Below are 24,703 nucleotides of genomic sequence, written 5' to 3'. Positions count from 1 at the left end.
ACGCGAACGGACAGGAGAGGAACGCAAAAGCAATCAGACAGTTTGATAGAGCAGTCATATACAAGCATAGTGGAGGCGAACATGTGTGGAATCGTGGCTGGCGTGACCCAGCGCAATATCGTGCCGATGTTGCTGGATGGACTGAAACGCCTCGAATACCGCGGCTATGACTCATGTGGTGTCGCGGTGCTTCAGCAAGGCGCGACGCGGCGCGTGCGGACGCTCGCGCGTGTACGCGCACTCGAGACCGACGTCGCGGCGCAGGCGCTCGACGGTTCGACGGGCGTCGCACATACGCGTTGGGCGACGCACGGCGTGCCGGCAATCGACAACGCACACCCGATCTTTTCGCGCGATCAGATCGCGGTCGTGCATAACGGCATCATCGAAAACTACGAAGCGCTGCGCGATTCGTTGATCGCGCAAGGATATGAGTTCAACAGCCAGACCGATACCGAGGTCATCGCGCATCTGATTCACAGCCACTACTGCGGCGATCTGCTCGCCGCCGTGCACAACACGACGCGCGTGCTGCGCGGCGCGTATGCGATCGCCGTGATCTGCCGGGACGAGCCGAGGCGCGTGATCGGCGCTCGGCAAGGTTCGCCGCTCGTCGTCGGGCTGGCCGACGATAGCGCGTTTCTCGCGTCCGATACGTTTGCGCTGGCCAACTGCGCGCGGCGATTCATTTATCTCGAAGACGGCGATATGGCCGATATCGTGCATGGCCAGGTTCGCGTGTTCGACCCCGACGGCCGTGAAGTCGCGCGCGAGATTCGCGCGGTCGCGCGGCAGCAGGACGACGCCGAGCTCGGCGCCTATCGCCACTATATGCAGAAGGAGATTTTCGAGCAGCCGCTTGCGCTTGCGCGCACGGCCGGTCACGTTCATTCACTCGACAAGGAACCGTTCGGCACGGCCGCCCCCGAGATGTTGACGGGCATCGAGCGCGTGTTGATGCTCGGTTGCGGCACCAGCTATTACGCGGCGCTCACCGCGCGCGGCTGGTTCGAGCGTCTGGCCGGCATCACCGCGCAGGCGGAGATCGCGAGCGAGTTTCGCTATCGCGATCATGTGAAGGAGCGCGGCACGCTTGTCGTGCCGATTTCACAATCCGGCGAGACCGCCGATACGCTCGCTGCGTTGCGCTACGTGCAGTCGATGGGCGAGGCGCTCACCTTGACCATTTGCAATGTCGCGGCAAGCGCGATGGTCCGGCAAAGCCAATGGGCGTTTATCACGCAGGCGGGACCGGAGATCGGCGTCGCGTCGACCAAGGCCTTTACGACGCAGCTGGCTGCGTTGTTTCTGCTCGCCTTGACCATTGGCCGGCGGCGCGGCCGCATCAGCGATGAAGACGCGGTTGTCTATTTGCGTCAGCTCGCGGGCTTGCCCGACGCATTGCGCAGCGTACTGGCGTGCGAACCGCAAATCATGGCCTGGGCAGACGAACTGCATCGCAAGGAAAACGCGCTTTTCCTCGGGCGCGGACTGCATTTTCCGATCGCGCTCGAAGGCGCGCTCAAGCTGAAGGAGATTTCATATATCCACGCCGAAGGCTATCCGGCCGGCGAACTGAAGCATGGTCCGCTGGCTCTCGTCACCGACGCGATGCCGGTGATCGTCACCGCGCCTAACGACGCGCTGCTCGACAAGCTCAAGTCCAATATTCAGGAAGTGCGCGCGCGCGGCGGCCGGCTTTATGTGCTTGCCGACGCGGACACGCAATTCGCCCGTTCGCCGGGCCTGCATGTGATCCGGATGCCTGCCTACTATGGGCCGCTATCGCCGGTACTGCATGTGGTCGCGTTTCAGCTGCTTGCTTATCATGTCGCTTGCCTGCGCGGCACCGATGTCGACAAGCCGCGCAATCTGGCGAAATCGGTCACGGTCGAATGACCGATCAGTGGTGCAGGTAGGTGGTCGATCGGAGCGGCGGCGCAACGTCGACTTCGCTGTGCCACTGCATCGGTTGATCGAAATCGCGCTGCACGCGGCGCGGGCCGTTTGCTCCGCCGCGGAACGGATCGGCAGACGGCGCCTTCGTCTGATACCTGCGGAAGCATCCGCGCTGATCCTTGTTCACGCATGCGTCGCTCGTCCGCAATTTCTCGTCGCGGCGCGTGGTTGTCGAGGCTGAGCGCGCGCGTTCACGCGCCGCAGCCGCCGTCGCGGCCCCTTCCTTTTTCGGGGTGCGCTGCATGTCGGTGAGCGCGCTGGCCTCCGATGCCGCCAGTGCAGAGGAGGCCGGCGATGCGACGGGTGCCGGTATCTCGGGCAATGCCGCAAGATCGCCGGGCAGCCATGCCATGCCCATCACCGCGCGCGGCATCAGCGCTTCGGCACGCCGCAGCGTCGCCGGATTTCCCATTCCGGCAATCGCCACATATCCGCCGAACACCAGTGCGAACGCACTGATCGCGACACCCAATCCCAGCCACGCCGCGCCATCATTGTTCGGACCATTCAACTCCGAATAAGGGTCGCTTTCGTACGCGCGAGTCACGCCCCCGGATAGGGCGAACCCCATCGTCATCGGTGCGACGATGATTTCATCGGACTTTTTATTTTCATTCGACGTTTGGGGAAATGGATCGCCGTGATCCAGGCTCACGCATTCGGCGCGATCGAAACGCTCCGGGTCTAGCGGGCGGCGATCGCGATGCAACAGCCGATGTGAAACAGAAGCAAGGTAGCTACGGAGGCGAACGGGCATTTTCATCTCGACGTACCTGCGTTTTTGTTACGTTTCACTCTAGCAGACGAATGCCGTTCGCATCGCGAAAGATGCGACGTTATGCGGGCTTGGCCCCGATGAAAAATAAAATAGGGGTGCTACGTAATTGTTTCTGTTCAGACCCCGATGCAATGCGACGCAAGGTCATTATTTCAGAACAGACCAGAGCATTTTCCATTCCCGAGGGTTTATTTTTACGATAACTGCGGGTATCCTCCAGGCTCTTTCGTCTGTCATTAGGTTTCCTGCGTAGCCCACGGGATACGCATCGAAGCCTGCCACCGCGAAAGGAACGAAGGTTCGTGCCGGTCTTTTTCGGCAATGAATTCCGAACTCCTTTCCTTCAGCTTCGCCAACTTTAGCGAATTGGCGTTTTTTTCCTCGGCATCGATCCGGGTGGCGGAGCTTTTTTCCTTGAAAAAGGAAATCGGACAGATTTACCACGTCCGCGCCAATTGGATTCGTACGGCCATTAATCATAGGAATACTGAATTTTGCGTCTGCTCACCCCCTCCCTCCGTATCGCCGCAGCGGGTCTTGCGCTGTCCGTTCTTGCTGCACAGGTAGAGGCCGCCTGTGTGAATAGCCCCGCGGCACAATCGAACGCCACCTTTCCTGCCACGCTCACTGGCAAGCTCGCGTACCACAGCTATGTGAGCTACGGCGACGGCACCAGCCAGATTTTTATCTACGACTTCTCGGCCCGTACGCTCACGCAGGTGTCGAAAAGCTCGTGGGGCATTAAAGATCCGATGAACGCGGTGTTCAGCCCGGACGGCAAATGGCTCGTGTTTATGGGCGAGACCAATAACGCGTGGAACGTGTTCTTCTGGCAGGTCGGCTCGAATAGCGCGCCGATCAACATGACGAACAGCACCGGTCAAACGCGCAACGAAGATCCGAAATTCAGCAGCGACGGCAGCAAGCTGTTTTTCAAGCAGAACGGCGATGTGATGGAAGCGACGCTGTCGTTCACGAGCGGCGGTCCGCAATTCACGTCGGTGGTCGATGTGACCGACACGGCGCCGTCGATCGAAAGCTCGATGCCGTTCCCGTCGCCCGATAGCAGCGCGGTGTACTTCGCGACCGGCACCGGTGCGGGTCTCGGGTTGTACAAGGAAACCATCTCGACGCACCAGAAGGTCGCGTTCGATACGCCGAGCGGCCTGCAAACCTACTACCCGATGGTGCGCAAGGACGGCACAGTGTTCTACGCGCGCTGGAAGGACGCATCGAGCCAGCTCGACCAGATCTATTCGAAGGTCAACCCGGGCGATACGCCGAACCAGCTGTCGATCAACGACTGCAAGGGCAACAACTCGGATCCGGCGCCGGTCGACAGCACGAACTACGTGTTTTTCTCGTCGACGACCGCAGGCGGATATCAGCTGTATGTGGCCGATGTTTCGACCGGCAAGCGCTGGAGCCTGTCGCAGTTCGGCGTGAACTCGGACACCACGAAGGCGAAGCTGGGCTCGAACTACTACAGCGGCACGAGCACGTCGACGCCGGGCAAGACGCTGCTGTCGCAAGGCAAGCCGGCTAGCGCTTCGTCGAGCTACAACTCGAGCCTGACGGCGGACAAGGCGTTCGACGGCAATACGTCGAGCACGCGTTGGGATTCGATCGAAGGCAACAGCGCGGGTACGCAGTGGCTTTCGGTCGACCTGGGCGCGGTGAAGAGCATCACGGCTGTGGACCTCTACTGGGATGCGGGCGCGAAGACGTATCAGATCCAGACCTCGAACGACAACGCGAACTGGACCACGATCTATTCGACGTCGAGCGGCGTCGGCTCGGGTCACGTGTCGCTCGCGAAGCTGAAGGGCAGCGGCCGCTATGTGCGCATGTACGGCACGCAGCGCGCGACCGCGTGGGGCTATTCGCTCGACGAGATGCAGGTCTGGGGTTCGTAACCCGCGCTGAAGGCTGCGCAGGCGCTGTTCCGGCTCGTCGGCGCCTGCGTCGGCCTCAGACGATATCGACGACGAGCTTGCCGCGCGCAGTGCCGTCGGAGAGCGCCTGGTACGCCGCTTCGACCGAATCGAGGTCGAAGCGGCGCGCGTCGACGTGCGGCGTCAGTTTGCCGTCGTCGACGAGACGCGCTGCTTCGCGCAGCATCTCACCGTGGTGCGCGCGATGTTCTCCGCTCAACAGCGGATAGAGCGTGAATACGCCGGAGTAGCTCGCCTCGCGGAACGATAACGGCGCGAGCGCGTGCGTGCCCCAGCCGAGCGCGCTGACCACGTGGCCGAAATGCCTGACGGCAGCGAACGACGCATCGAGCGCGGCGCCGCCGACGGTGTCGACCACCACGTCGAAACCGGCGCCTGCGGTGCAGGACGCGACGTACTGGTCGACTGTTTGCGCGCGATAGTCGATGGGTGTCGCGCCCAGTTGTGCGACGTAGTCCAGATCGCGCGCGCTGGCTGTGGCGAACACCTTGGCGCCCAATGCGGCGGCGAGTTGTACCGCGACATGACCGACGCCTCCCGCGCCGCCTTGCACGAGCACATGATGCCCGGCTTGCACGTGTGCCCGATCGACCACGCCCGACCACGCGGTGATAAACGCCAGCGGCAACGCCGCTGCATCGCGCAACGACAGACGGGCGGGTTTCAACGCAATCAAACGCGCATCCACGGCCGCGTAGTGCGCGAGCGATCCTTGCATGCCGCCTACGCCGCCGGTCATCCCATAGATCCCGTCACCGGCCTCGAAGCCGGTGACGCCGGGCCCGACTGCTTCGACGGTGCCCGCGAGATCAATACCCAGCACGAGCGGCAGCGGATGCTTCGCGTGCGCCGCCTGACCTGCGCGAATTTTTGCATCGAGCGGATTTAATCCGCTGGCGGCAATGCGCACGAGCACCTGTCCGGCCGCGGGTGTTGGCATCGGCAAACTCGTCAGTTCGAGCGGACCGTCGTGGCGATTCAATACAAGAGCCTTCATGAACATGACGGTTTCCTTGATGCATTGGAACGGCTAGCGGGTGAGGTGATGGAACGTACGGGTAAGCCAGCGGATGCACGCATCGCCGCGTGGGCTCGATTGAATTTATAGCCTGGTGCGCCGTGAAGCGGACCTTTCATTTTTTAGTTGTGCCGTCTGACGATGCGATCGATCGCATCGCTAAAGACCGGTAAAGCATTCCGCAAAGCGCGTAACACTTTCCACACCACTGCATACATGGTTGCGTCCGCATCCGACTCGCCGGCGCGGCGTGTCGTTGTCTACCCGCGCAACACCAGTTCGCCGCGTTTATTCCAGGGCAACCGTGCGTTGATGAAATTTTTCCGATATCGCGTAAGAGCGCTCATAGACCGACCGCGAAAATACAGTTAAAGAGACGGAAGCACATCGAAAAAGGACGGGGACCGCGTTGACATGCATTTAATTTTTCGGACGCCGGAATAGTGATCGTGGCCGCGATGTTCATGCAGATGTGGGCACTGTATCTCCCACCCCCCTCGAACATTCACGGAGTCTTAAGATGAAGCTGCTTGCAACGTTGACGATGTCCGCTGCCGTACTTGCTTCGACGACGGTTTTCACGCATGCGTTCGCGCAGGAACAAACGCGTGCGGAAGTTCGGCAGGAACTGATTCAGGCGGAAAACAACGGGTCGCGTTTTATAGCCGACGCGTCGTATGAGGACACCGATCCGAGCAATCAGGATCAGGTCACGCGCGAGAAGGCGCAACAACCCGGCAGCGGCGAAGGCGCCGGTATGGCGGGCATGAACCAGAGCGGCCGTCGCACAGCGATGCCTGACGCTGCGTCGAGCAGGCAGCAGGCATGCGTCGGTCCGGTGAGCTATTGCAATCTCTACTTCGGTAGCTGATGCGCAGTTCTCCGGCAATGAATACCTTTTGACGAATCAAGGAATTCAAATCATGAAGACGCTTGTCTATCTGACCTTAGCGGTCAGCGCCATCGCAAGTCCCGCTTTAGCTTTCGCGCAAAGCTCGCCCACGCGTGCGCAAGTCGAGGCTGAGCTCGCGCGTCTCGAACGGGCGGGTTACGACCCGTCGGCGGGTGAGAACGTCAACTATCCGGCCGATATCCAGGCCGCTGAAGCGAAGATCGCCGCGCAGGATGCCGGACGCACGGCTGCGGTCGGCGGGACGGGTAGCGGCGGTGAAACCGGCAACGCGGTTGCTGACGCGCGAAGCAATGAAGCGATGTCGGCGGACAGTATGGGCGCCGACATGTCCGGATCGAGCGCGAGCGGTTCGCGCAAGCCGGCACATCATCGTCCAGGCAACGAATGCGTCGGTCCCGCTAGCTTTTGCGTGCCTTACTTCGGCGGTTAAGAGACGGAAATGCGTGACGGAGAGCGGGGGACGGCGCGTCCCCACTCCTTCTCGATGCCGAATTACCGCAATGACCCGTCGATCGATTCGACAAACACACGCGCAAGGGCTTCCAATCCCTTCCTGTCCTCTTCATCGAAGCGCGCCGGCACAGGGCTGTCCAGATCCAGCACGCCGAGCAGTTCACCGGCTCGCGTGATTAAGGGAATCACGATTTCCGATTGCGATGCCGCATCGCATGCAATGTGATCCGCGAACGCATGCACGTCCGGCACCAGTTGGGTCTGTTTCGTCGCGGCGGCGGTGCCGCATACGCCGCGCCCGATCGCAATACGGACACAGGCCGGTTTGCCTTGAAACGGACCGACGACCAGTTCGCCGTCGATCAGAAAATAGAAGCCCGCCCAATTGAGCAGCGGCATCGCGTGATAAAGCAGTGCCGAGAAATTGGCCGCATTGGCGACCTGGTTCGACTCGCCCGCTAGCAGCGCACGGGCCTGTTGCTCGAGTTCGGCATAGAACGCCGGCTTCGGCAAATCAGTGGCAATGGTTGCGTCGAACATGGGAATGACCTCGTCGAAATCTCAAAGGGGTTAGCGCTTCACGCGATGTATCAGTTCGCCGAGCACGCGCAGTGCGTCATCGATCTTTGCGCTCCACGGGTGCCCGAAATTGAGCCGCACGCAATTCTCAAACGCGCGTGCCGCGGAAAACATCGGCCCTGGCGCGACGCTGATGCCTTGTTCGATTGCCAGTCGATGCAGTTCCATCGCGTCGATCGGTTCGGGAAACTCGAGCCAGATAAAGTAGCCGCCTTCGGGCCGCGCCCACTTCACGCCCGGCGGCAGCCAGCGCCGGATCGCGGCGTCCATGCTCGCCAGTTGCGCGAGCAGTGCCGAGCGCAGCTTGCGCAGGTGCCGGTCGTACCCGCCGTGCTGAAGATAGTCGGCAAGGCCGGCCTGCACCGGAATGCTCGACGACAGCGTCGTCATCAGTTTGAGCTTCTGCACCTTGTCGGCAAACTTGCCCGCCGCGACCCAGCCGATCCGATAGCCGGGCGCGAGCGTCTTCGTGAAAGAGCTGCAATGCATCACCATTCCGCGCGTATCGAACGCGCGCGCCGGCAGCGGATAGTCAGCCTGAAAATGCAATTCGCCGTATACGTCGTCCTCGATCAGCGGCACATCGTGCCGATCGAGCATGTCGACGAGCGCCTTCTTTTTCTCGACCGTGAGCGTGACGCCGGTCGGATTCTGGAAGTTGGTCATAAACCAGCATGCGCGCACCGGATAGGTCTGCAGCGCATGCGCAAGCGCGTCGAGGTCGAGCCCGGTGCGCGGGTCGACCGGAATCTCGACGGCGCGCAGATCGAGGCGTTCGATGGCCTGCAAAGCCGCGTAAAAGCCGGGCGATTCGATCGCGACGACGTCGCCCGGACGCGTGACCGCCATCAGACAGAGATTCAGCGCCTCGAGCGCGCCATTGGTGACGACAATCTCGTCGAGTGGCTGGGCGATGCCCATGCCGAGGTAGCGCAGCGCAATCTGGCTGCGCAGCGTTTCATTGCCGGGCGGCAAATCGGCCACGCTGTTCCAGGGGCTCACGAAACGCGCAGCCTGGCCGAGCGACTTCGCGAGGCGCTGAAGCGGAAACAGTAGCGGTGACGGAAACGCGGAACCGAGCGGCACGATGCCCGGATGCTTCGCCGCGTCAAGCACCGAAAACACCAGATTGCTGATGTCGACCTTCGCCGGTTCGGCGGGCGCCTTGGCCTGTGCGTGCGCGTTGCCGCGCGCGATCGCCGCGCCCGGCGCGACGTAATAGCCGGAGCGCTCCTGCGCGCGGATCAGCCCCCACTCTTCGAGCAGGTAGTACGCACGAAACACGGTTGACTGGCTCACGCCATGCTGTGCGATCACCTGACGCAGCGAAGGCATGCGCGCGCCTACCGCGAGGCTCCCCGAGCGGATCTCAGCCGCCATCGTATTGGCGAGTACTTCGTAACGTGTCATCGCGATTATTGTCATGAGCGCGCGGATGCGCGCATGACATTATCGCGCGCTGCGCCGCATCGAGCAGAATACGATTCCCGCGGCTGCCAGCGCGACCACCGCCGCGGCCAGGAACGCATGACCGAAGCCCACGCCGTAGCCGGCGCGGGCCAGCCGCGCGACGCTGCGGGCGATTGATTGCGGATACAACTGTGTCGCGCGTTCGAAGTCGCCGGCGACGATGCGGTCGACGAAGCCGGGCGCGGCGGGCACCTGTGCGTCAGCGAGATTGCGCAGCACCGCGTTGTGCACGCCGACGGCCAGCACCGCGCCGAGTCCGGAAAAACCGAGCAGGATGCCTGAGAAACGCGACGTCGTGCTGATGCCCGACGCCATGCCCGCGCGATCGCGCGGCACGGTGCCCATGATCGCTTTCTGCGTCTCGCCGTTGAGCAGGCCGCCGCCGCTGCCGAGCAGCGCCATGCCGGCGATCAGTATGGTCAGTCCGTCGGCGTGCGCGGCCACGCTCATCACCGCGTTGCCGCAGCCGACGATCACCAGGCCGAGCGTAAGGATCTGATAGGGCGCGAGGTAGCGGCCGAGCCGGCGGCCCACCATCGGCAGCAGGAGCATCGCGAGCGCGAACGGCAGCATGCCGACGCCGGCATCGAGCGCGCTTTCGCCGCGTGCGTTCTGCAGAAAGAGCGGCAGCAGCGACGCCATTACCTGCGCGCACGCGGCATACGCAAACATTGCGACGATCGCGCCGACGAACGGCCACGAACGAAACAGCGTGAGATCGAGCATCGGATGCGCGCGACGGCGCTCGACGGTTGCGAACAGCGCGAACAGGCACAGCCCGGCGAGCGCGCGCAGCACGACCGCTGCGCTGGTCCAGCCGCGCTCCGGCCCGAGAATCAGCGCCCACGTGAGCCCGAACATTGCGGACGCGAACAGCGCGATGCCTGGAAAGTCGAGCGTACGCGGCGTCGGGTCGCGCGATTCGTCGACGATCTTGAACACCGCGATGGCGAGCGCCGCGCAGATCGGCACATTGATATTGAACGCCCAGCGCCAGCCGAGCAGCGCGTTGATCACGCCGCCGATCAACGGCGACACGACCATGGTCAGCCCCATGATGCCGCCCCAGATGGCCCATGCCCGCGCGCGTTCGTTTTCGCCATGGAAGGCATGGCCGATGACCGCGAGCGCCGGCGCGAGCTGGAGCGCGGCGCCGACGCCTTGCAGCGCCCGCGCCACATACAGCGCCTGTGCAGTCGGCGCGAGGCCGCACGCGAGCGACGCGAGCGCGAACAGCGTGATGCCGGTGATGAACACCCGTTTTCGGCCGAAACGGTCGGCGATCGAGCCGGCCGGCAGCAGCAGCGAGGCGAAGCACAACACGTACGCGCTGATCACCCATTCGATATCGGCAAACGATGCGTTCAGGTCGCGCGCGATCGACGGCAGCACGATGCCGACCACGTTCGTATCCAGCACGGTCATCGCGCAGCCGAGCGAAGCGGTCAGCAGTAGAGAGGTGTTGCGCGACATCGTCGGCGCGGCGGAAATCGAACTCATGGAGACCTTTGCGTTGCAGTGCGGTGTGATGCGATGCGCGCGGTCGCGGGCAGACGAATGCCTGTACGGTCACGCGAAGCGGCTGGAAACGGCGGTGCACAGGTCATCATTGAACCAGTGTCGGCCATTTGTTTCATTATCGGCGTTTGCCAATATAATTAGTTTCTACCTAATAGAATGAGCATGGAAGCGCCGTGGAACTAAGACACTTACGTTATTTTGTCGCGGTCGCCGAGCAATTGCATTTCGGCCAGGCCGCGGAATGGCTGGGCATTGCGGCACCCACGCTCACGGTGCAGATCCAGCAGATCGAACGCACGCTCGATACCCAGCTCTTTACCCGCACGAGGCGCTCCGTTGCATTGACGCAGGCTGGCGAGGCGTTTCTGGTCGAAGCGCGCGCGGCGCTCGAGCAGTTCGAGCGGGCACTGAACATCGGCCGCCGCGCGGGCCGCGGCGAACTCGGCCGCGTGAATCTGGGCTTTGTCGGCTCAGCGGCGTTCAGCGGTGTGCTGCAATATCAGGTGCGCACGTTTCGCGAGGCGCGGCCGCACGTGTTGATCGATGCGCGCGAGTTTCCGATGGTCGAGTTGCCGCAACTGCTCGAAGACGGCCGTGTCGATATCGCGTTTGTACGCTTGCCGATCGAGTTGACCCATTCGTTGCGCACGCACGTATTGCTGCACGACCGCTTTTGCGCGGCGCTGCCGGCCGAGCATCTGCTTGCGCAGGCGCAGTCGCCGATCAGATCGAAAGCGTTCGCCGGCGAAACCTTCGTGATGCCGGAGCAGCGCGAGGGCACGCTCGAACTGGCGCGGCGCGGACGCTTCAGTCCGGCCATCGGCGGCGCGCCGGGCGGCTTGCTGGCGGTGCTGACCGAAGTGTCGCTGGGCGCGGGCGTCGGCATCGTGCCGAATGTGCTATCGAGGGCGGTGGATGTGCCGAACGTCGTGTTCAAGGAGATTGCGGGCGAGCCGATTCTGTCCGAAGTGGCGGCCGTGTTTCGCCGGTTCGAGCGTGCGCCGGCGGTCAAAAGCCTGATCGATCAGATTGTGCGGACGCCCGCGCGGTCGGGGTGAGCTCGCTGCGCAATCGCACCGGGGTGGCGCGACGTCAATCGATAGCCCACGGCCGGCGCTCCACGGCGCCGATGTCGTCTCGCCGCATGGATCGAGCAGCGAGCGTTCGAAGTCGCGCGTCAGCGCGTCGAGCGGCAAGCTGTTCGGCAGTTTGCCGAACAGCCCGGTCACTTCGCTCGCAACCTCGATGTCGCAGCGGGGAACCTACGCCGCGCGCCGATGCAGCAGCACCGGCACCGACTTCGACGTCGGCGTATTGCTGATGTCGCCGACGCTGTGCAGCGGCACGAGCGGATTGGTTTCAGGGTAATACGCGCCGATGCAGCCGCGCGGAATGTCGTATTCGACCAGCAGGAAGCGGTCGGCGCGGCGCTCGACGCCATCCTCCCACACGGTTTCCATATCGACCCATTCGCCTGCCGCGAGACCCAGCATCTTCAGGTCTTCCGCATTGACGAACACCACGCGCCGCTGGCCGTACACGCCGCGATAGCGGTCGTCCAGCGCGTAGATCGTCGTGTTGTACTGGTCGTGCGAGCGCGTCGTCATCAGCGTCATCACGCGCTGGCCATGCAGCGCCTGCGCGCGCTTGATCGGCGTGTCGCGCTCGACCGGGTGCACGATGAACTGCGCCTTGCCGGTCGGCGTGAGCCAGATCCGCTCGCTCGACGCGATACGCAGCCGGAAGCCGCCGGGTTGCTTGATGCGCTCGTTGTAGCCGTCGAACCCGTCGATACTCTTTTCGATCGCGTCGCGAATCCGCGCGTAGTCTTCCGCGTACCCGAGCCACGGCACTTTCTTGCTGCCGAGCGTCGCGTGCGCGATGCCGGCGACGATCGCGATTTCCGACTGCAGGTTTTTCGATGCCGGAATATTCATGCCGTACGACACGTGCACCATCGACATCGAATCTTCGACGGTCACGCCTTGCGCATGGCCGCCCTGCACGTCGATTTCGGTGCGGCCGAGCGTCGGCAGGATCAGCGCTTCCTTGCCGCGCACGAGGTGGCTGCGGTTCAGCTTGGTCGTGATATGCACCGACAGCTCGCACATGCGCAGCGCTTCCCACGTGCGCGGCGTATCGGGCGTCGCGATCGAGAAGTTGCCGCCGAGGCCGATCAGCACCTTCACCTTGCCTTCGAGCATTTCGGCAATCGTCTCGACCACATCGAGGCCGTGTTCGCGCGGCGGTTCGAAGTCGAACGCCTTGCCGAGCCGATCGAGGAACGCCTGGGTCGGCTTGTCCTCGATGCCGACCGTGCGGTTGCCCTGCACGTTCGAATGGCCGCGCACCGGGCACAGGCCCGCGCCTTCGCGGCCGATATTGCCGCGCATCATCATCACGTTGGACAGCATGTGGATCGTCGCGACCGAGTTCTTGTGCTGCGTGAGGCCCATGCCCCAGCACGAGATGACGCGGCGGCCCTTCGCGTAGATCTGCGTGAGCGCATCGATTTCGGCGAACGGCACGCCCGATTCCTCGATCAGCAGGTCCCACGATTCGGCGCGCAGGTCGTCGGCAAACGCGGGGAAGTTCGACGTATGCGCGTCGAGGAACTCGACGTCGAGCACGCGTTCGGCGCCGGCCGCCTGCGCCGCATCGTCCATTTCGACGAGGCGTTTCGCGACGCCCTTGAGCAACGCGAAGTCGCCGCCGAGTGTCGGCCGGATAAACGTCGACGCGATTTTCGTGCTGCCGCCGACCAGCATTTCGAGCGGATGCTGCGGGCTCGTGAAGCGTTCGAGGCCGCGCTCGCGCAGCGGATTGATCGAGACGATGGTCGCGCCGCGCTTCGCGCATTCGCGCAGTTCGCCGAGCATGCGCGGGTGGTTCGTCGCGGGGTTCTGGCCGAACACGAGGATCGTGTCCGCATGCTCGAAGTCGTCGAGCAGCACGGTGCCCTTGCCGACGCCGACCGTGCCGGGCAAGCCGCGGCTCGTCGCTTCGTGGCACATGTTGGAGCAGTCGGGGAAGTTGTTGGTGCCGTACATCCGCACGAACAGCTGATACAGAAACGCCGCTTCGTTGCTCGCGCGGCCCGACGTGTAGAACGCGGCCTGATGCGGGTCGTCGAGCGCGTTCAGGTGGCGCGCGATCAACTGATACGCGTCGTCCCAGCCGATCGGCTTGTATTTGTCGGTGACCGGGTCGTAGACCATCGGGTCGGTGATGCGGCCGTGCTGTTCGAGTTCGTAGTCGCTTTGTTCCATCAACTCGGCGACCGTGTGCGCCGCGAAGAACGCCGGCGTCACGCGCTTGCCGGTGGCTTCCGCGGCCACGGCTTTGACGCCGTTTTCACAGAACTCGAAGGTGGACGCCTTCTCGCGGTCGGGCCACGCGCAGCCCGGACAATCGAATCCATCAGGCTGGTTCTGGCGGAACAGCGTCTTGTAGTTGGTGCCGGCGACCTTTTCCTTGATCAGGTTCAACGCAACGTACTTGAGCGCACCCCAGCCCGCGGCTGCGTGCTTGTAAGGCTCGATGCGACCTTCCTGCTTCAGTTCTTCCACGACGTTCACTCCGGAAAGCATGTGCTTGCAACCGCCGCGCCGGCTGGCGTTGCCGGGTGCCGTGCCGTTTGGATGCACGGCGCCACGCATTGCGGTCCATGAAGGCGATGGTAGGGCGACGCAAGCGGCCCGGGCAGACACACAACCGGCGATCAGCAAAGAGCACAGTCGAGTGTTGCTGCACTCGAAAAGGGCACAGCGCGAGCAGACGAGGCGCAAGCGATGGCACAATGCGGCTCATTGCCTCGAACGGCGCCTCTGGCGGCGCACGGGGCGCGTCCGCCACCGGGGAGAAAGGGCGTTGAAACTCTATGAGAAGCTGGCCGACGACATCGAGGCGCTCGTCACGCAGGGCGTCTATCGGCCCGGCGAGAAGATTCCTTCGGTACGCCGCACGAGCCAGCATCATCGCCTGAGCATTACCACCGTGTTGCGCGCGTATGCGCTGCTCGAAAGTCGCGGCGTGATTGAAAGCCGCCCGCAATCCGGCTATATCGTGCGTCCGCATGGGCCGATCGTTGCTGCCGGGCTTGCGCCGTCGAAGCCGCTTGCGATTTCCGCGTCAGTGGACGTGAGCCGCCTCGTGCTGTCGACGCTGCGTTCGATCCGCAGCGACGAAGCGGTGCCGCTCGGCTCGCCGTATCCGGACCCGTCCGCGTTTCCGTATCAGCGCATCAATCAGTACGCGAATGCGATCGCGCGGCGTCCGGGTCTGTGGCACGGCTCGGAGGAGTTGCCGCCAGGCGCCCGGCCGCTGATCGGGCAGATCGCGAAGCGCTATCTCGAGAACGGCCTGTCGATCGATCCGAACGAGATCGTGATTACGGTCGGTGCGACCGAAGCGATCAATCTGTGTCTGCAGGCGGTCGCGAAGCCCGGCGATGTGATCGCGGTCGAATCGCCGACCTTCTATGCGATGCTGCACGCGATCGAACGGATGGGCATGCGCGCGATCGAGGTGGCGACGCATCCGCGCGAAGGCATCGATCTCGGCGCGCTGGCCGACATACTGAAAACGCAGCGGATCGGCGCATGCATGGTGATGCCGAATTTCCAGAATCCGCTCGGTTTCCAGATGCCCGACGACAAGAAGCGCGAACTCGTCGAACTGCTCGCGCGCTACGATGTCCCGGCCATCGAAAACGACGTGTATCACGAGCTCTACTACGGCGGCTCTCATCCGACCGCGCTCAAGTCTTACGACGAGAAAGGCCTCGTGCTGCATTGCGCGTCGTTTTCGAAGAGCCTGTCCGCGATGTACCGGATCGGCTGGGCGATTACCGGGCGCTACCGCGAGCAGGTCGAAAAGCTCAAGTTCCTCAATACGCTGACCACGCCGTCCATTCCGCAGCTCGCGATTGCCGAGTATCTGAAGAATGACAGTTATGACCATCATCTGCGCAAGCTGCGCAAAGCGTACGCGCAGCAGGCCAGTCTGATGAAGGCGATGGTCAAGCGTTTCTTTCCCGAAGGCACGAAGATGTCGGAGCCGGTGGGCGGCTACGTGCTGTGGGTCGAGATGCCGGCCGAGGTCGACTCGATGCGGCTTTATCAGCTCGCGCTCGAAAACGGCATTACGGTCGGGCCCGGGTATATGTTTTCGACAACACCGAGCTACCGCAATTTTATCCGGCTCAACTACAGCTACCCGTGGAACGAGCGAATCGAACAGGCGGTGATTACGCTCGGCAAGCTGGTCGCGTCGTGCATGCGATCAGCGGCGTGAGCGCTTGCACGTGTCACGTGCAGGCTGTCGCGCGAAACGCAGTCAACCTATAAAAGCGAGGCACAGATGACTTCGAACGGAGACAACCCGCAAGACGATCCGCAATCGCACAACGGCGCGCTGGATATGAGCGATCCGCAAGTGCAGCTGGTTGCGGTGCTCGGCGAGTTATGGGAAGCGCGCAATGAAGCGCCGGATAAACCGTGGTCGCTTGCGAAGCTCAGCAAGCGCGTGCAACTGCCGATGAGCACGCTGCGACGCCTGTTGACCGAATTGACGGCGGGCGGCCTCGTCGATGTCGAGTTGCGGCCGGATGGGACCGGTACGGCAGCGCTGACCGAACAGGGTGTGCAGGTGTGTGCCGATCTGTTTAGCGGTTCGTGATGCGCGCAACGCGACCGGCGCGCGGCGCCGTGGTGCACTAACCGCCGACTAGTGACATACGCACGGTCGGGTAGCGCTTTTTCCCTTCGGCGGCGCGTGTTTCTTCGCGCAGTTCCGAATAGCGGTCGCCGCGGCGCGTCCAGACGGCGCGAATTTCGCCGGCGAGATCGTCGGCGCTGCAGCCGCTTTTCACGAGCCGGCGCAAGTCGAACGAATCGGTCGCGAAGAGGCACAGGAACAGCTTGCCGTCCGCACTGACGCGCGCCCGCGTGCAGTCGCCGCAAAACGGCTGCGACACGCTCGAGATAAAGCCGACTTCGCCCGCGCCGTCCGCGTATCGATAGACCTGTGCGGTATCGCTCAGCTTGTGTTGCGTGCCGGCGCGCAACGCAAACACCTGTTCGAGCGCGCGCCGCGCATCGGTGGAGGTGAACACGCCGCGCTGCGTCCACGAAGCGGCGCCGCCGACGTCCATAAACTCGATGAAGCGCACCGTCACGCCGCTGTGACGGAAATAGCGCGCGAGCGGCACGATCTGATGATCGTTGACGCCGCGCTCGACAACGGTGTTCACCTTGACCGGCCCGAGCCCCGCCGCGCACGCGGCTTCGATGCCTTCGAGCACGCGCGAAACCGGAAAGTCGGCGCCGTTCATGCGCCGGAATACGTCGTCGTCGAGGCTGTCGAGACTGACTGTCACGCGCTGCAGGCCGGCCGCTTTCAGCGCGCGGGCCTTGGCGGCGAGCAGCGAGCCGTTGGTCGTGAGCGCGAGTTCGACCGGCCTGTCGCTGCGCGTTTTCATCACGGCGAGGCGCTCGATCAGGCGTTCGAGGTCCTTGCGCAGCAGCGGCTCGCCGCCGGTCAGCCGGATCTTGTCGACGCCGAGGCGCACGAACGCGCCCGCGAGCGTCGTCAACTCGTCGAACGACAGGCGCTCCGATGCGCTCAGAAAGCGATAGTCCTTCGTGAATACGTCCTTCGGCATGCAGTATGTGCAGCGGAAGTTGCACTGGTCGATGACCGAGAGCCGCAGGTCTTTCAACGGACGGCCCAGCGCGTCGACGCAGTCTTCCTGCGTGTTCGACATCGCGAGTCCGGGGGCGGACCCGGCTGCGGAGGTGCGCGTGGACGGCGCACGCAGCAGCGCGTCGGTCCATCGCGTGGACGGCTCGGCTTCAGCTTCCGGAAAACAGACTGTGCTCAACGCAGATCCTCGGGGCGCGGCGCGCGCGGCCTGGCCGTGATTGGCCCGGTCGGTGCGACTGGCGTAGGTGCGGCGACGGTCGGCTGCGCCGCGCAGATGCGCCTTATCGTCAGAATAGGGCGGTTGAGGTGTGCTGCGCGCGTACAGAGCGGACGCCTTCCATAGAGCACAGTTAGCCGGGTGTGCGGACGTGCGAGCGTGCGGTCATTTCGGCATCTGCGCGGTGTTGCGCTGCGCGTCCCGCACACGCTTACCGTCTTTGCGCGGCGGCTCGTCCGGCCTTGCGCGCGACGATCTGGTGCAGCGCGGTGTGCCCGGCCGTCAATGCGTATGCGCGTCCCGCCAGATGCACGCGCCAGATGCGGAATTTGGTCTCGCCGATCGCGTCGCGGATCAGCGCGGCGTTCTGCTCGAAGCGTTGCAGCCAGCATTGCAGCGTCTGCGCATAGTGGCGCCGCAGATCCTCGACATCGAGCGCCTGCAGGCTGCTGCGTTGCAGCACACGCAACGCGAACGATATGGGCGGAAGTTGCGCGGACAGGAACACGTAGCGGCCCGCGGCGGCGATGCCCGGCAACGCGGCGCGATCCGTCGCGGCGCGGGCCGACGTGATCACCTGCGTGAGCAGGATGCCGTCGTCGGCAAGCAGACCGGCAAGCTGCGCGAGACGCCGCGTCAGCGCACGCGGGGCGGTCGGCGCGTCGAGGCCGACGGCCGCGATACGGTCGTAGCGTCCAGCCAGCGCGCGATAGTCGGTCAGGCGGATTTCGATGCGATCGGACAGGCCTGCCGCGCGCACGCGTTCGGTCGCGAGCTGGTACTGCGACTCCGATTGCGTGATGCCGAGACAGCGTGCGCCGGTGCGTTGCGCCGCGCGGATCACGAGCGCGCCCCAGCCGCAGCCGATATCGAGCAGCGTATGTTGCGGCTGCAGACCGAGCTGGTCGAGCATGCGGTCGAGTGCGTCGGTTTGTGCGAGTTCGAGCGGGGTGCCGGGCTGTTCGAAATGGGCGGGCGCGTAGATGAGATTGTCGTCGAGCCACAGCCGGTAGAAATCGTTCGACAGATCGTAGCGGTAACGCAGCAGTTCGAGTTCGCGGTCCGCTTCGAGCGAGGGCGGGCGCGAATGCGCAGGCAGGGACGGCCGCGCAGACGCGGACGGCTCCGAAGCGCGGCGCGATCGCGCCGCGTGCGCGGTGTCGTGCGGCTGCGGCGCGCCCAGTTGCGCCAGCTGCAGCGCGACGTCGACGATATCGGGCAGTACGCCGCGCACGTCGATGCGCTGTTTCACATACGCTTCGCATAATGCATCGAGGCTGCCGTTGAACAGCAGCGGCAGCGCCGATGCATCAAGGGCGCGAATGTCGATACGCGGCGGCGTGCGGTGCGTGCCGAGCGGGTAGGCGTTGCCGCTCCATAGATGCAGTACCGCGGGCAGGTTCAGCGTGCCGCGCGCGCGTTCGGCCCAGCGGTCGACCGCTGTTGCGTCCGGCAGGCTGCTGCGCATTCGTGCTGTCTCCGTTCGATGATTCTGTTTGCGACGCACGCTAGCGTAGCGTCGGCGGCCCGCGCGAGGCAGGCACAAAACAGTGCTGAGCAGCAGAACACAGTGCGGCGTTCGTCGGACGGTTCGATTCCCCGTCAGCGGATAGATATGAAATTCACGAACCTGCTGCTTTTCAGCGTAGTCCGCCCGGCGTCGCATTGCACGGCGCTTGCGGGCGTCATTCGGTGGGTTCGCCGTCCGGGTGCTCGAGTGCGTGCTTCAGTTCGGACGGCACCGGCAATTGCGGACGCTCGAACTTGCCGATCCAGCGCTCGGCGATCTCGTTGATCGGCGCCACGTTCAGGAAATGCAGCTTTTCGCGGCCCTGGCGCCGGGTTGATATGAGGTTCGCGTATTCGAGCAACGCCAGGTGTTTCGCAACCGCCTGGCGTGTCATATCGAGCCCTGCGCAGAGTTGCACCAGCGTCTGGCCGTTGCGTTCATGCAGCCGGTCGAGTAGCAGGCGGCGGCTCGCGTCGGCAAGGGCGCGGAAAACGGCGTCGTCGTCCATGTCGGTGATAGGCAACCGTTCGGTTACGTGCCAAGGTCGATTGTAGTGGGGAAACCCATGGATGAGCGGCGGGCTTGTGGACGTATCCACTGGTTGCTGCGCGCGAAGCGCGTTGCTTCGGGGATGGCGACGGTGGCGTGGCACGGGAAATACATGCGGACTCCTTGAGAAAAAGATCGATCGCCGTGCTGATGATAGGGTGCGGTGCAGCGAATCCGCGTATCTGGGGCTGCACGATTTCCTGCACGAGAGCGTCCAACTTCTGTTGCGACGCGGTTCATGCGAAGGCATGGCATACGCGGCGAAGCATTTTTGTTCGGCGCGGCCTTGCCTCGCCGTCAGCCGCGGGTGAATATTCGCGTGACGCTGTCTGGACGCTTGTCGGAGACGACCATGACCTTTGAACAGATCGTGCGCGGCACACCGGTATGGGTGTGGATTCTGCTGGTGTTTCTACTGTCGCGCGGCGTCAAGGCGCTCAACGGCGGGACCGCGCCGCTCGGCAAGCTTGCAATCGTGCCGGTGGTGTTCGCGGTCTGGGGCATCGTGCACCTCGCGACAGAGCCGGCCGCGGGCTGGCAGGCGGCGTGCGCATGGGTGTTCGGCGTAGCCGTCGGGCTGCTCGCGGGCGCGTTCATCGCGCGTAAGAGCCGCTTCACTGTCGACCGCTCGCAGAAGACCGTCACGCTGCCGGGCTCGGCTGTGTCGCTCATTCTGATTCTCGTGACGTTCGCATCGAAGTTCTGGCTCGGCGTCGAGCTTGCGACGTCGGCGCCGGTGCCGGCCGACTCGGGCTATGTGGTGCTCGACGCGCTCGTATCGGGCATCGTCGCGGGTATTTTCGCCGGACGTTTTTTGATCTACTGGATGCGCTTTCGTGTGCAGCCGGGGTTGCCGGTCAATGAGAATCTGTAGATCGCTTCCCGCTATCAGGACGAAATGGCGCGGGCCGGAACCGGTGTGATCCGGTTCCGGCCCGCGCCTCTTTGGCTTTCAGGTTTTCGAGCGTCGCCTCGCAAACCTTCAGGTTCAGGTGAGCCGGGCGTGCCGCTCAAACCCAGTGCGCCGGAATCCACACGCGCCCGACCCAATGTCCCGGCACCCAGACCGCGGGCCGCGGCTTCGGTGCGACATACACAACGGGGGCCGGCGCGACGTACACCACGGCTTTCGGCGGCGGCGGAGCAACGTAGACCGTCTTTGCAGGCGCCGGCGCGACATAGACCGTCTTCGGCGGCGGCGGCACGTACGCGACAGGCGCGGTCACCACCACTGCCGGCGGCGGGGGCGGCGCAGCGACCACGACGGCCGGCGCGGGCGGCGGCACGTAGACGGCCGGCGGCGGCGCAACCACCACCGGCGCGGCGCCGACCGCGACCGTCGCGCCTACCGTCGTCACCGAGCCGCTCGTCGTGACGGTTGTGCCGTGCGTGCCGGTGACGCTGCCGGTCGTGACCACCGTGCCGCTCGACACGCGCGTCGCGCTGCCCGAATGCGTGACCGTGCCGCCGTCGTTGCCGGTGGCCGTGCCCGACCGGTAGCACGCATTGCCCGCGCAATTAGTCGACGCCGAATGGTTGACCGTGTTGCCGTTCGACCCGGTGATCGTACCCGACGACGAATACTGGCCCGGCGCCGTGCGCGTCACGCTACCCGACGTGGTCGCGGTATTGCCGTTGGAGCCGGTCATCGAGCCGGTGTGCGAACAGCTGCCGCCCGCGCAACTGGTGTTGCCGGCGTGCTGGACCGAGTTGCCATAAGGGCCGACCGCGGTGCCCGAGTTCGAGAATTGACCCGGCGCGGTGCGCGTGACCGTGCCGCTGTTGGTGCCGACGCCGCCGTACGGCCCGACCGCGCCGCCCGCATGCGAGCAGCTGTTGCCGCCGCACGACGTGTAGTGCCCGCCGCTGTACGTGCCGTGCGACGTGTATGCGGTGCCGCCGTGCGCCCAGCCGGCCCACGCCGATGCGCTGCCGAGCGTGAGCACGGCCGCCGCGGCAGTGATGGCGAGGCGGCGCACCGTGTTGCGCGAGCGCGCGGCCGGTGCGGTGGAGGCCGGCGTCACGCGGCCGATGGGAGCGACGTTCGATTGGGTGTTCACGGCAAGTCCTTCGAGGTTCGGGCGGTTCGGGCCACTTCGCAATGCTTCGTACTGCATTGCGTGGCGACGGATCGAACTATAGAAGGGCGGCCTCGCGAAGTCTGTTAGAAAACTATGTCGAGCTGTTTCATGAGCGGCAAAGGCTTGCGGGGCAGGGCTCGCGTGCGATCGTATGAGCAATCGCACGCGTTCGCCGGGGCGCTGCGCGCGGCGCGTCGGCGCGTGCGCTGCCGCTCTGCCGCGAGCCGAGCGACCCGCCGGCGGGGCACAAAAGCGCGTGCGGATCAGTGCGCAAAACGGATGTCGAGCGAGCGCAGATAAGTCTGCAAGCCGGCGTCCTGAATCGGGATCACATAGCCGTTTTCACCCGACTCGTTGAAGTGCGCATGCCAGTAGCCGGGCGGCGTGACGAACGCCATGCCGGGCTCCCAGTCGACGCGCTGCGGCTTCACGATCTGTCCGTGCTCGTCGAGCTCGGTGCCCACCAGCGTATAGCAGCCGGGTTGGCAAGCGGAGATGAAGTCGAGCGCAATCGACTGATGGCGATGCGGCTTTTGCATCGTGTTCGGCGCGACGACGCCGAACATCGCCCACAGCGAATGCGTGACCGTGCGCGTTTGCGGAAAGCGCGCATTGCCCAGCAGGATGCTCACGCGATTGCGTTGGCTCGCACCGGGCGCGCCCGATACCTTGCGCAGCGCTTCCTCGGCGCGCGCCGCCGGGTACAGCGTCGGTGTAAAGCGTGCGACGCTCGCGCTCACGCCCAGATACGCGAGCAGCGGCGCGTCGTTCACGTAGTAGAGGCGCGTGGTCGAATCAGCCGCGGAATCGGCAGTAACCCGCACGGGCGCGCCGCCCGGCATCGTAAAGAAGTCGCCCTTGGCAAACGCGAAGCGTATGTCGCCCTGCGATGCGATGCCCGACCCGTCGATCGCATAGAACAGCAGCGATGTCGCATTGGGTGCGAATTCGGTCTGCTCGCCCGCGACGATACGCACGAAGTGCGCGGCAAGTGCGGGGCCGGTCGCGGGCGCCGCGCAGCCGAGTTCCGCGGAAAGATCGAGCGGCACGATGCGCGTCGGGCCGCTGTCGTACAGCGACGCGTGAAATGTGCGATAAGGCACGCGTGAGATCAGCTTCGCGCCGATCGGATTCGCCGAAGACGTGTACTCGAAGTATTGCGCGTCGGCGCCGAGCGCATCGTTCATTGCCAGGGTTGCAGCATCGGTTTGGTCCAGCATGATTGCCCTCCGTTAAGTGACTGCGTTGACGTCACTGTAGGACGGGCCGGCGTTGCGTTGAACGGCCGCAAGCGCGAATCTGCTTTGCAAAAAAGGGCTAGCCAATTGCGCGCTGCAACGTTATGTTCCGTTGCAACGCCGTGCACGCAGCGGTGCGCTCACCGGTTCGAGCCCATGCGGGTCTCGCAGCGGCATTTCGGCCTCGCGTCATTCACCTTTTCGACCACCTGCTCATCACCATGGACTATTTCGCTGCGGTGCGCGCGTTTCTTCATGCGGCGGAACTCGGCAGCTTCAGCAAGGCCGCGATGCGGATGGAGGTCAAGACGTCGACGGTGTCGCGGCATATCAACGAACTCGAAGCCGATCTCGGCATCGCGCTTTTCAACCGCTCGACACGCGGGCTCGTGCTGACCGAAGGCGGCTACGTGTTTCGCACGCACGCATTGACCGCGGTGCACAGCCTCGATGAAGCGCGGCAGTCGGCGTCATCGCTGAATGCCTCGCCGCAGGGCGTGCTGCGCGTGACGATGCCGGCGTCGTTCGGGCGCCGGCATGTAATTCCGCACTTGCCCGGATTCATCAAGCGTTATCCGCATATCGACATCGATGCGGTGATCACCGATGAACCGTTGAATATCATCGAAGCGCGCATCGATCTGGCGATCCGCATCGGCGCGCTGCCCGATTCGCAACTGGTCGCGCGCCGGCTGGCCGGGCATCGACGCATTATCTGCGCGAGTCCGGCTTATACGAAGCAGCATGGTGTGCCTGCCGCGCCGGCCGACCTGCCCGCGCATACGGCATTGCGCTTTTCGCTCGCACCGGACGACAAGTGGATACTGGTAAAGCGCAGCGGCGAGGCGGCGCCGGCGCGTACGGCATCGAGCCGGCCGGGGCAGCCAGACTCGGCGCACTCGCAGGGCTTACGGCGGAGCACGCGACGTCACGCACGGCAGAACGAAGTGGCGGTGCAACTGAGAGGCCGGATTCGCGCGAACGATACCGACGCGCTGCTCGAACTCGCGATTGCCGGTTGCGGTATCGCGCTACTGCCCACATGGAGCGCGGCTGACGCATTGCGGCAAGGGCGGCTCGTGCAACTGCTGCCGGACTGGGACGCGCAGACGTCCCATGGCGAGCCCGCGATCTGGGCGGTGTATCCGCCGAAGAAGACCGTTTCGTCGAAAGTGCGTGCATTCCTCGACTTCTATGCGGCGCTCTTCGCTGACGAGTCTTACTGGCAGGCCTGAGCGCGCCGCGCGCTTACCGCTCGATGGTCTGGATGACCTCGAACCCTTCGAATTCCGGGTGGCCCAGATAGAGCGGCCGGTTGGTGCCGGCATCGCGGTGCGCCGCACGAAACGCGTCGGACTGCGTCCAGTCGACGAACGCCTGCTGGGTTGCCCAAATAGTATGGCTCGCGTAAAGCACGTGATCCTCCTTCTGCGGGCCCCGTAACAGGTGAAATTCGACAAAGCCCGGCACTTGCTGCAAACGCGAGTCGCGACTTTTCCAGACCTGCTCGAACGCGGCCTCGGAACCGAGGGCGACCTTGAAGCGATTCATTGCGATATACATGGGTAGCGATCCTATGCGGTGCGCAATGGCATGAAAGGGCGCCCATGCCCGTATGCCGGCGCGGCCCGCGGATGAGTTCGGCAACACGGTTCAACACCAGTGTCCGATTATAGAGCGGCTATTGTGTGTCATCAGCGAACGGCATACGCTGTCCGATGACGCAGGGCGCCACGCCCGGTCCCGCGCTGTCGCAC

At 64.2% G+C, this 24,703-nt stretch carries 21 protein-coding genes; 9 read left to right on the top strand and 12 right to left on the bottom strand.

The genetic code is table 11. The features are described from left to right. The first annotated feature begins 81 nt into the window (after positions 1-81). Positions 82-1,899, top strand: coding sequence for a glutamine--fructose-6-phosphate transaminase (isomerizing) (glmS, locus tag HV675_RS07375; protein WP_175110218.1), 1,818 nt, complete (start codon positions 82-84; stop codon positions 1,897-1,899). A 4-nt stretch (positions 1,900-1,903) separates the two neighbouring features. On the opposite strand, the gene HV675_RS07370 is transcribed toward glmS, so the two are convergent. Then, complete coding sequence (locus tag HV675_RS07370; RefSeq protein ID WP_175110217.1) at positions 1,904-2,332, bottom strand: hypothetical protein; 429 nt, start codon at positions 2,330-2,332, stop codon at positions 1,904-1,906. An 899-nt stretch (positions 2,333-3,231) separates the two neighbouring features. Here HV675_RS07370 and HV675_RS07365 point away from each other — a divergent pair. Then, the gene (locus HV675_RS07365; protein WP_377700745.1) at positions 3,232-4,653 is read left to right on the top strand and encodes a discoidin domain-containing protein; all 1,422 of its coding nucleotides are present in this window, start codon (positions 3,232-3,234) and stop codon (positions 4,651-4,653) included. Positions 4,654-4,708: 55 nt separating this feature from the next. Here HV675_RS07365 and HV675_RS07360 read toward each other — a convergent pair whose 3' ends face one another. Continuing rightward, positions 4,709-5,695, bottom strand: coding sequence for a zinc-dependent alcohol dehydrogenase family protein (locus HV675_RS07360; protein WP_175110216.1), 987 nt, complete (start codon positions 5,693-5,695; stop codon positions 4,709-4,711). 535 nt (positions 5,696-6,230) lie between these two features. Between HV675_RS07360 and HV675_RS07355 the strand changes: the two genes are divergently transcribed. Beyond that, positions 6,231-6,581 (top strand): DUF4148 domain-containing protein, encoded by a 351-nt coding sequence (locus tag HV675_RS07355; protein ID WP_175110215.1) that lies wholly within the window; start codon positions 6,231-6,233, stop codon positions 6,579-6,581. A 52-nt stretch (positions 6,582-6,633) separates the two neighbouring features. Further along, positions 6,634-7,053 carry a DUF4148 domain-containing protein gene (locus HV675_RS07350; RefSeq protein ID WP_175110214.1) on the top strand — a complete coding sequence of 140 codons (420 nt, stop codon included), beginning with the start codon at positions 6,634-6,636 and terminating at the stop codon, positions 7,051-7,053. Positions 7,054-7,115: 62 nt separating this feature from the next. Here the strand turns inward: HV675_RS07350 and HV675_RS07345 are convergent, their stop codons facing one another. Genes HV675_RS07345 through HV675_RS07335 form a run of 3 tightly spaced genes read right to left on the bottom strand, consistent with a single transcriptional unit; the run spans position 7,116 to position 10,625 of the window. Continuing rightward, the gene (locus HV675_RS07345; protein ID WP_175110213.1) at positions 7,116-7,616 is read right to left on the bottom strand and encodes a GAF domain-containing protein; all 501 of its coding nucleotides are present in this window, start codon (positions 7,614-7,616) and stop codon (positions 7,116-7,118) included. Positions 7,617-7,646: 30 nt separating this feature from the next. Beyond that, positions 7,647-9,065, bottom strand: a complete 1,419-nt coding sequence (locus HV675_RS07340) for an aminotransferase-like domain-containing protein (protein WP_175110212.1) — start codon at positions 9,063-9,065, stop codon at positions 7,647-7,649. A gap of 39 nt (positions 9,066-9,104) precedes the next feature. Next, positions 9,105-10,625 carry an MFS transporter gene (locus tag HV675_RS07335; protein WP_175110211.1) on the bottom strand — a complete coding sequence of 507 codons (1,521 nt, stop codon included), beginning with the start codon at positions 10,623-10,625 and terminating at the stop codon, positions 9,105-9,107. 194 nt (positions 10,626-10,819) lie between these two features. Here HV675_RS07335 and HV675_RS07330 point away from each other — a divergent pair, with 194 nt between their 5' ends. Then, on the top strand, positions 10,820-11,704 hold the full coding sequence (locus HV675_RS07330; protein ID WP_175110210.1) for a LysR family transcriptional regulator: 885 nt from the start codon (positions 10,820-10,822) through the stop codon (positions 11,702-11,704). 204 nt (positions 11,705-11,908) lie between these two features. Here HV675_RS07330 and HV675_RS07325 read toward each other — a convergent pair whose 3' ends face one another. Beyond that, on the bottom strand, positions 11,909-14,215 hold the full coding sequence (locus HV675_RS07325; RefSeq protein WP_425496131.1) for an FdhF/YdeP family oxidoreductase: 2,307 nt from the start codon (positions 14,213-14,215) through the stop codon (positions 11,909-11,911). 301 nt (positions 14,216-14,516) lie between these two features. Here HV675_RS07325 and HV675_RS07320 point away from each other — a divergent pair, with 301 nt between their 5' ends. Next, positions 14,517-15,941, top strand: coding sequence for an aminotransferase-like domain-containing protein (locus HV675_RS07320; protein WP_175110208.1), 1,425 nt, complete (start codon positions 14,517-14,519; stop codon positions 15,939-15,941). 66 nt (positions 15,942-16,007) lie between these two features. Beyond that, positions 16,008-16,325, top strand: coding sequence for a helix-turn-helix domain-containing protein (locus HV675_RS07315; RefSeq protein ID WP_246270133.1), 318 nt, complete (start codon positions 16,008-16,010; stop codon positions 16,323-16,325). Positions 16,326-16,362: 37 nt separating this feature from the next. On the opposite strand, the gene moaA is transcribed toward HV675_RS07315, so the two are convergent. The 3 genes from moaA to HV675_RS07300 all read right to left on the bottom strand — a co-directional run bounded on the left by moaA (position 16,363) and on the right by HV675_RS07300 (position 19,586). Further along, positions 16,363-17,412, bottom strand: a complete 1,050-nt coding sequence (gene moaA / locus HV675_RS07310) for a GTP 3',8-cyclase MoaA (protein WP_175110276.1) — start codon at positions 17,410-17,412, stop codon at positions 16,363-16,365. Between the two features lie 367 nt (positions 17,413-17,779). Next, entirely contained in the window at positions 17,780-19,036 is a 1,257-nt protein-coding gene (locus HV675_RS07305; protein ID WP_175110207.1) for an SAM-dependent methyltransferase, read from the bottom strand. 217 nt (positions 19,037-19,253) lie between these two features. Next, a complete protein-coding gene (locus HV675_RS07300; RefSeq protein WP_175110275.1) occupies positions 19,254-19,586 on the bottom strand; it encodes an ArsR/SmtB family transcription factor in 333 nt (110 codons plus the stop codon). Positions 19,587-19,979: 393 nt separating this feature from the next. Between HV675_RS07300 and HV675_RS07295 the strand changes: the two genes are divergently transcribed. Then, the gene (locus HV675_RS07295; protein ID WP_175110206.1) at positions 19,980-20,501 is read left to right on the top strand and encodes a DUF6622 family protein; all 522 of its coding nucleotides are present in this window, start codon (positions 19,980-19,982) and stop codon (positions 20,499-20,501) included. A 136-nt stretch (positions 20,502-20,637) separates the two neighbouring features. Here HV675_RS07295 and HV675_RS07290 read toward each other — a convergent pair whose 3' ends face one another. Then, entirely contained in the window at positions 20,638-21,687 is a 1,050-nt protein-coding gene (locus HV675_RS07290; RefSeq protein ID WP_246270132.1) for a hypothetical protein, read from the bottom strand. 284 nt (positions 21,688-21,971) lie between these two features. Continuing rightward, the gene (locus HV675_RS07285; RefSeq protein WP_175110205.1) at positions 21,972-22,928 is read right to left on the bottom strand and encodes a cupin domain-containing protein; all 957 of its coding nucleotides are present in this window, start codon (positions 22,926-22,928) and stop codon (positions 21,972-21,974) included. Between the two features lie 239 nt (positions 22,929-23,167). Here HV675_RS07285 and HV675_RS07280 point away from each other — a divergent pair, with 239 nt between their 5' ends. Then, positions 23,168-24,181 carry a LysR family transcriptional regulator gene (locus tag HV675_RS07280; RefSeq protein WP_175110204.1) on the top strand — a complete coding sequence of 338 codons (1,014 nt, stop codon included), beginning with the start codon at positions 23,168-23,170 and terminating at the stop codon, positions 24,179-24,181. Between the two features lie 13 nt (positions 24,182-24,194). Here HV675_RS07280 and hmuQ read toward each other — a convergent pair whose 3' ends face one another. After that, positions 24,195-24,509: a heme-degrading protein HmuQ gene (gene hmuQ / locus HV675_RS07275; RefSeq protein ID WP_175110203.1), complete on the bottom strand. Its 315-nt coding sequence runs from the start codon at positions 24,507-24,509 to the stop codon at positions 24,195-24,197. Positions 24,510-24,703 lie beyond the last annotated feature (194 nt).

The sequence above is a fragment of the Paraburkholderia solisilvae genome, from assembly GCF_902859875.1.
In the GTDB taxonomy this organism is placed as follows: Bacteria; Pseudomonadota; Gammaproteobacteria; order Burkholderiales; family Burkholderiaceae; genus Paraburkholderia; species Paraburkholderia solisilvae.
This window is presented reverse-complemented; position numbering and strand designations above follow the sequence as displayed.

Coding starts and splice junctions, on each gene's coding strand:
- HV675_RS07280 (WP_175110204.1), top strand. CDS start 23,168: ATGGACTATTTCGCTGCGGTGCGCGCGTTTCTTCATGCGGCGGAACTC.
- HV675_RS07285 (WP_175110205.1), bottom strand. CDS start 22,928: ATGCTGGACCAAACCGATGCTGCAACCCTGGCAATGAACGATGCGCTC.
- HV675_RS07300 (WP_175110275.1), bottom strand. CDS start 19,586: ATGGACGACGACGCCGTTTTCCGCGCCCTTGCCGACGCGAGCCGCCGC.
- HV675_RS07370 (WP_175110217.1), bottom strand. CDS start 2,332: ATGCCGCGCGCGGTGATGGGCATGGCATGGCTGCCCGGCGATCTTGCG.
- HV675_RS07355 (WP_175110215.1), top strand. CDS start 6,231: ATGAAGCTGCTTGCAACGTTGACGATGTCCGCTGCCGTACTTGCTTCG.
- moaA (WP_175110276.1), bottom strand. CDS start 17,412: ATGTCGAACACGCAGGAAGACTGCGTCGACGCGCTGGGCCGTCCGTTG.
- HV675_RS07350 (WP_175110214.1), top strand. CDS start 6,634: ATGAAGACGCTTGTCTATCTGACCTTAGCGGTCAGCGCCATCGCAAGT.
- glmS (WP_175110218.1), top strand. CDS start 82: ATGTGTGGAATCGTGGCTGGCGTGACCCAGCGCAATATCGTGCCGATG.
- HV675_RS07305 (WP_175110207.1), bottom strand. CDS start 19,036: ATGCGCAGCAGCCTGCCGGACGCAACAGCGGTCGACCGCTGGGCCGAA.
- HV675_RS07335 (WP_175110211.1), bottom strand. CDS start 10,625: ATGAGTTCGATTTCCGCCGCGCCGACGATGTCGCGCAACACCTCTCTA.
- HV675_RS07345 (WP_175110213.1), bottom strand. CDS start 7,616: ATGTTCGACGCAACCATTGCCACTGATTTGCCGAAGCCGGCGTTCTAT.
- hmuQ (WP_175110203.1), bottom strand. CDS start 24,509: ATGTATATCGCAATGAATCGCTTCAAGGTCGCCCTCGGTTCCGAGGCC.
- HV675_RS07340 (WP_175110212.1), bottom strand. CDS start 9,065: ATGACACGTTACGAAGTACTCGCCAATACGATGGCGGCTGAGATCCGC.
- HV675_RS07315 (WP_246270133.1), top strand. CDS start 16,008: ATGACTTCGAACGGAGACAACCCGCAAGACGATCCGCAATCGCACAAC.
- HV675_RS07295 (WP_175110206.1), top strand. CDS start 19,980: ATGACCTTTGAACAGATCGTGCGCGGCACACCGGTATGGGTGTGGATT.
- HV675_RS07360 (WP_175110216.1), bottom strand. CDS start 5,695: ATGTTCATGAAGGCTCTTGTATTGAATCGCCACGACGGTCCGCTCGAA.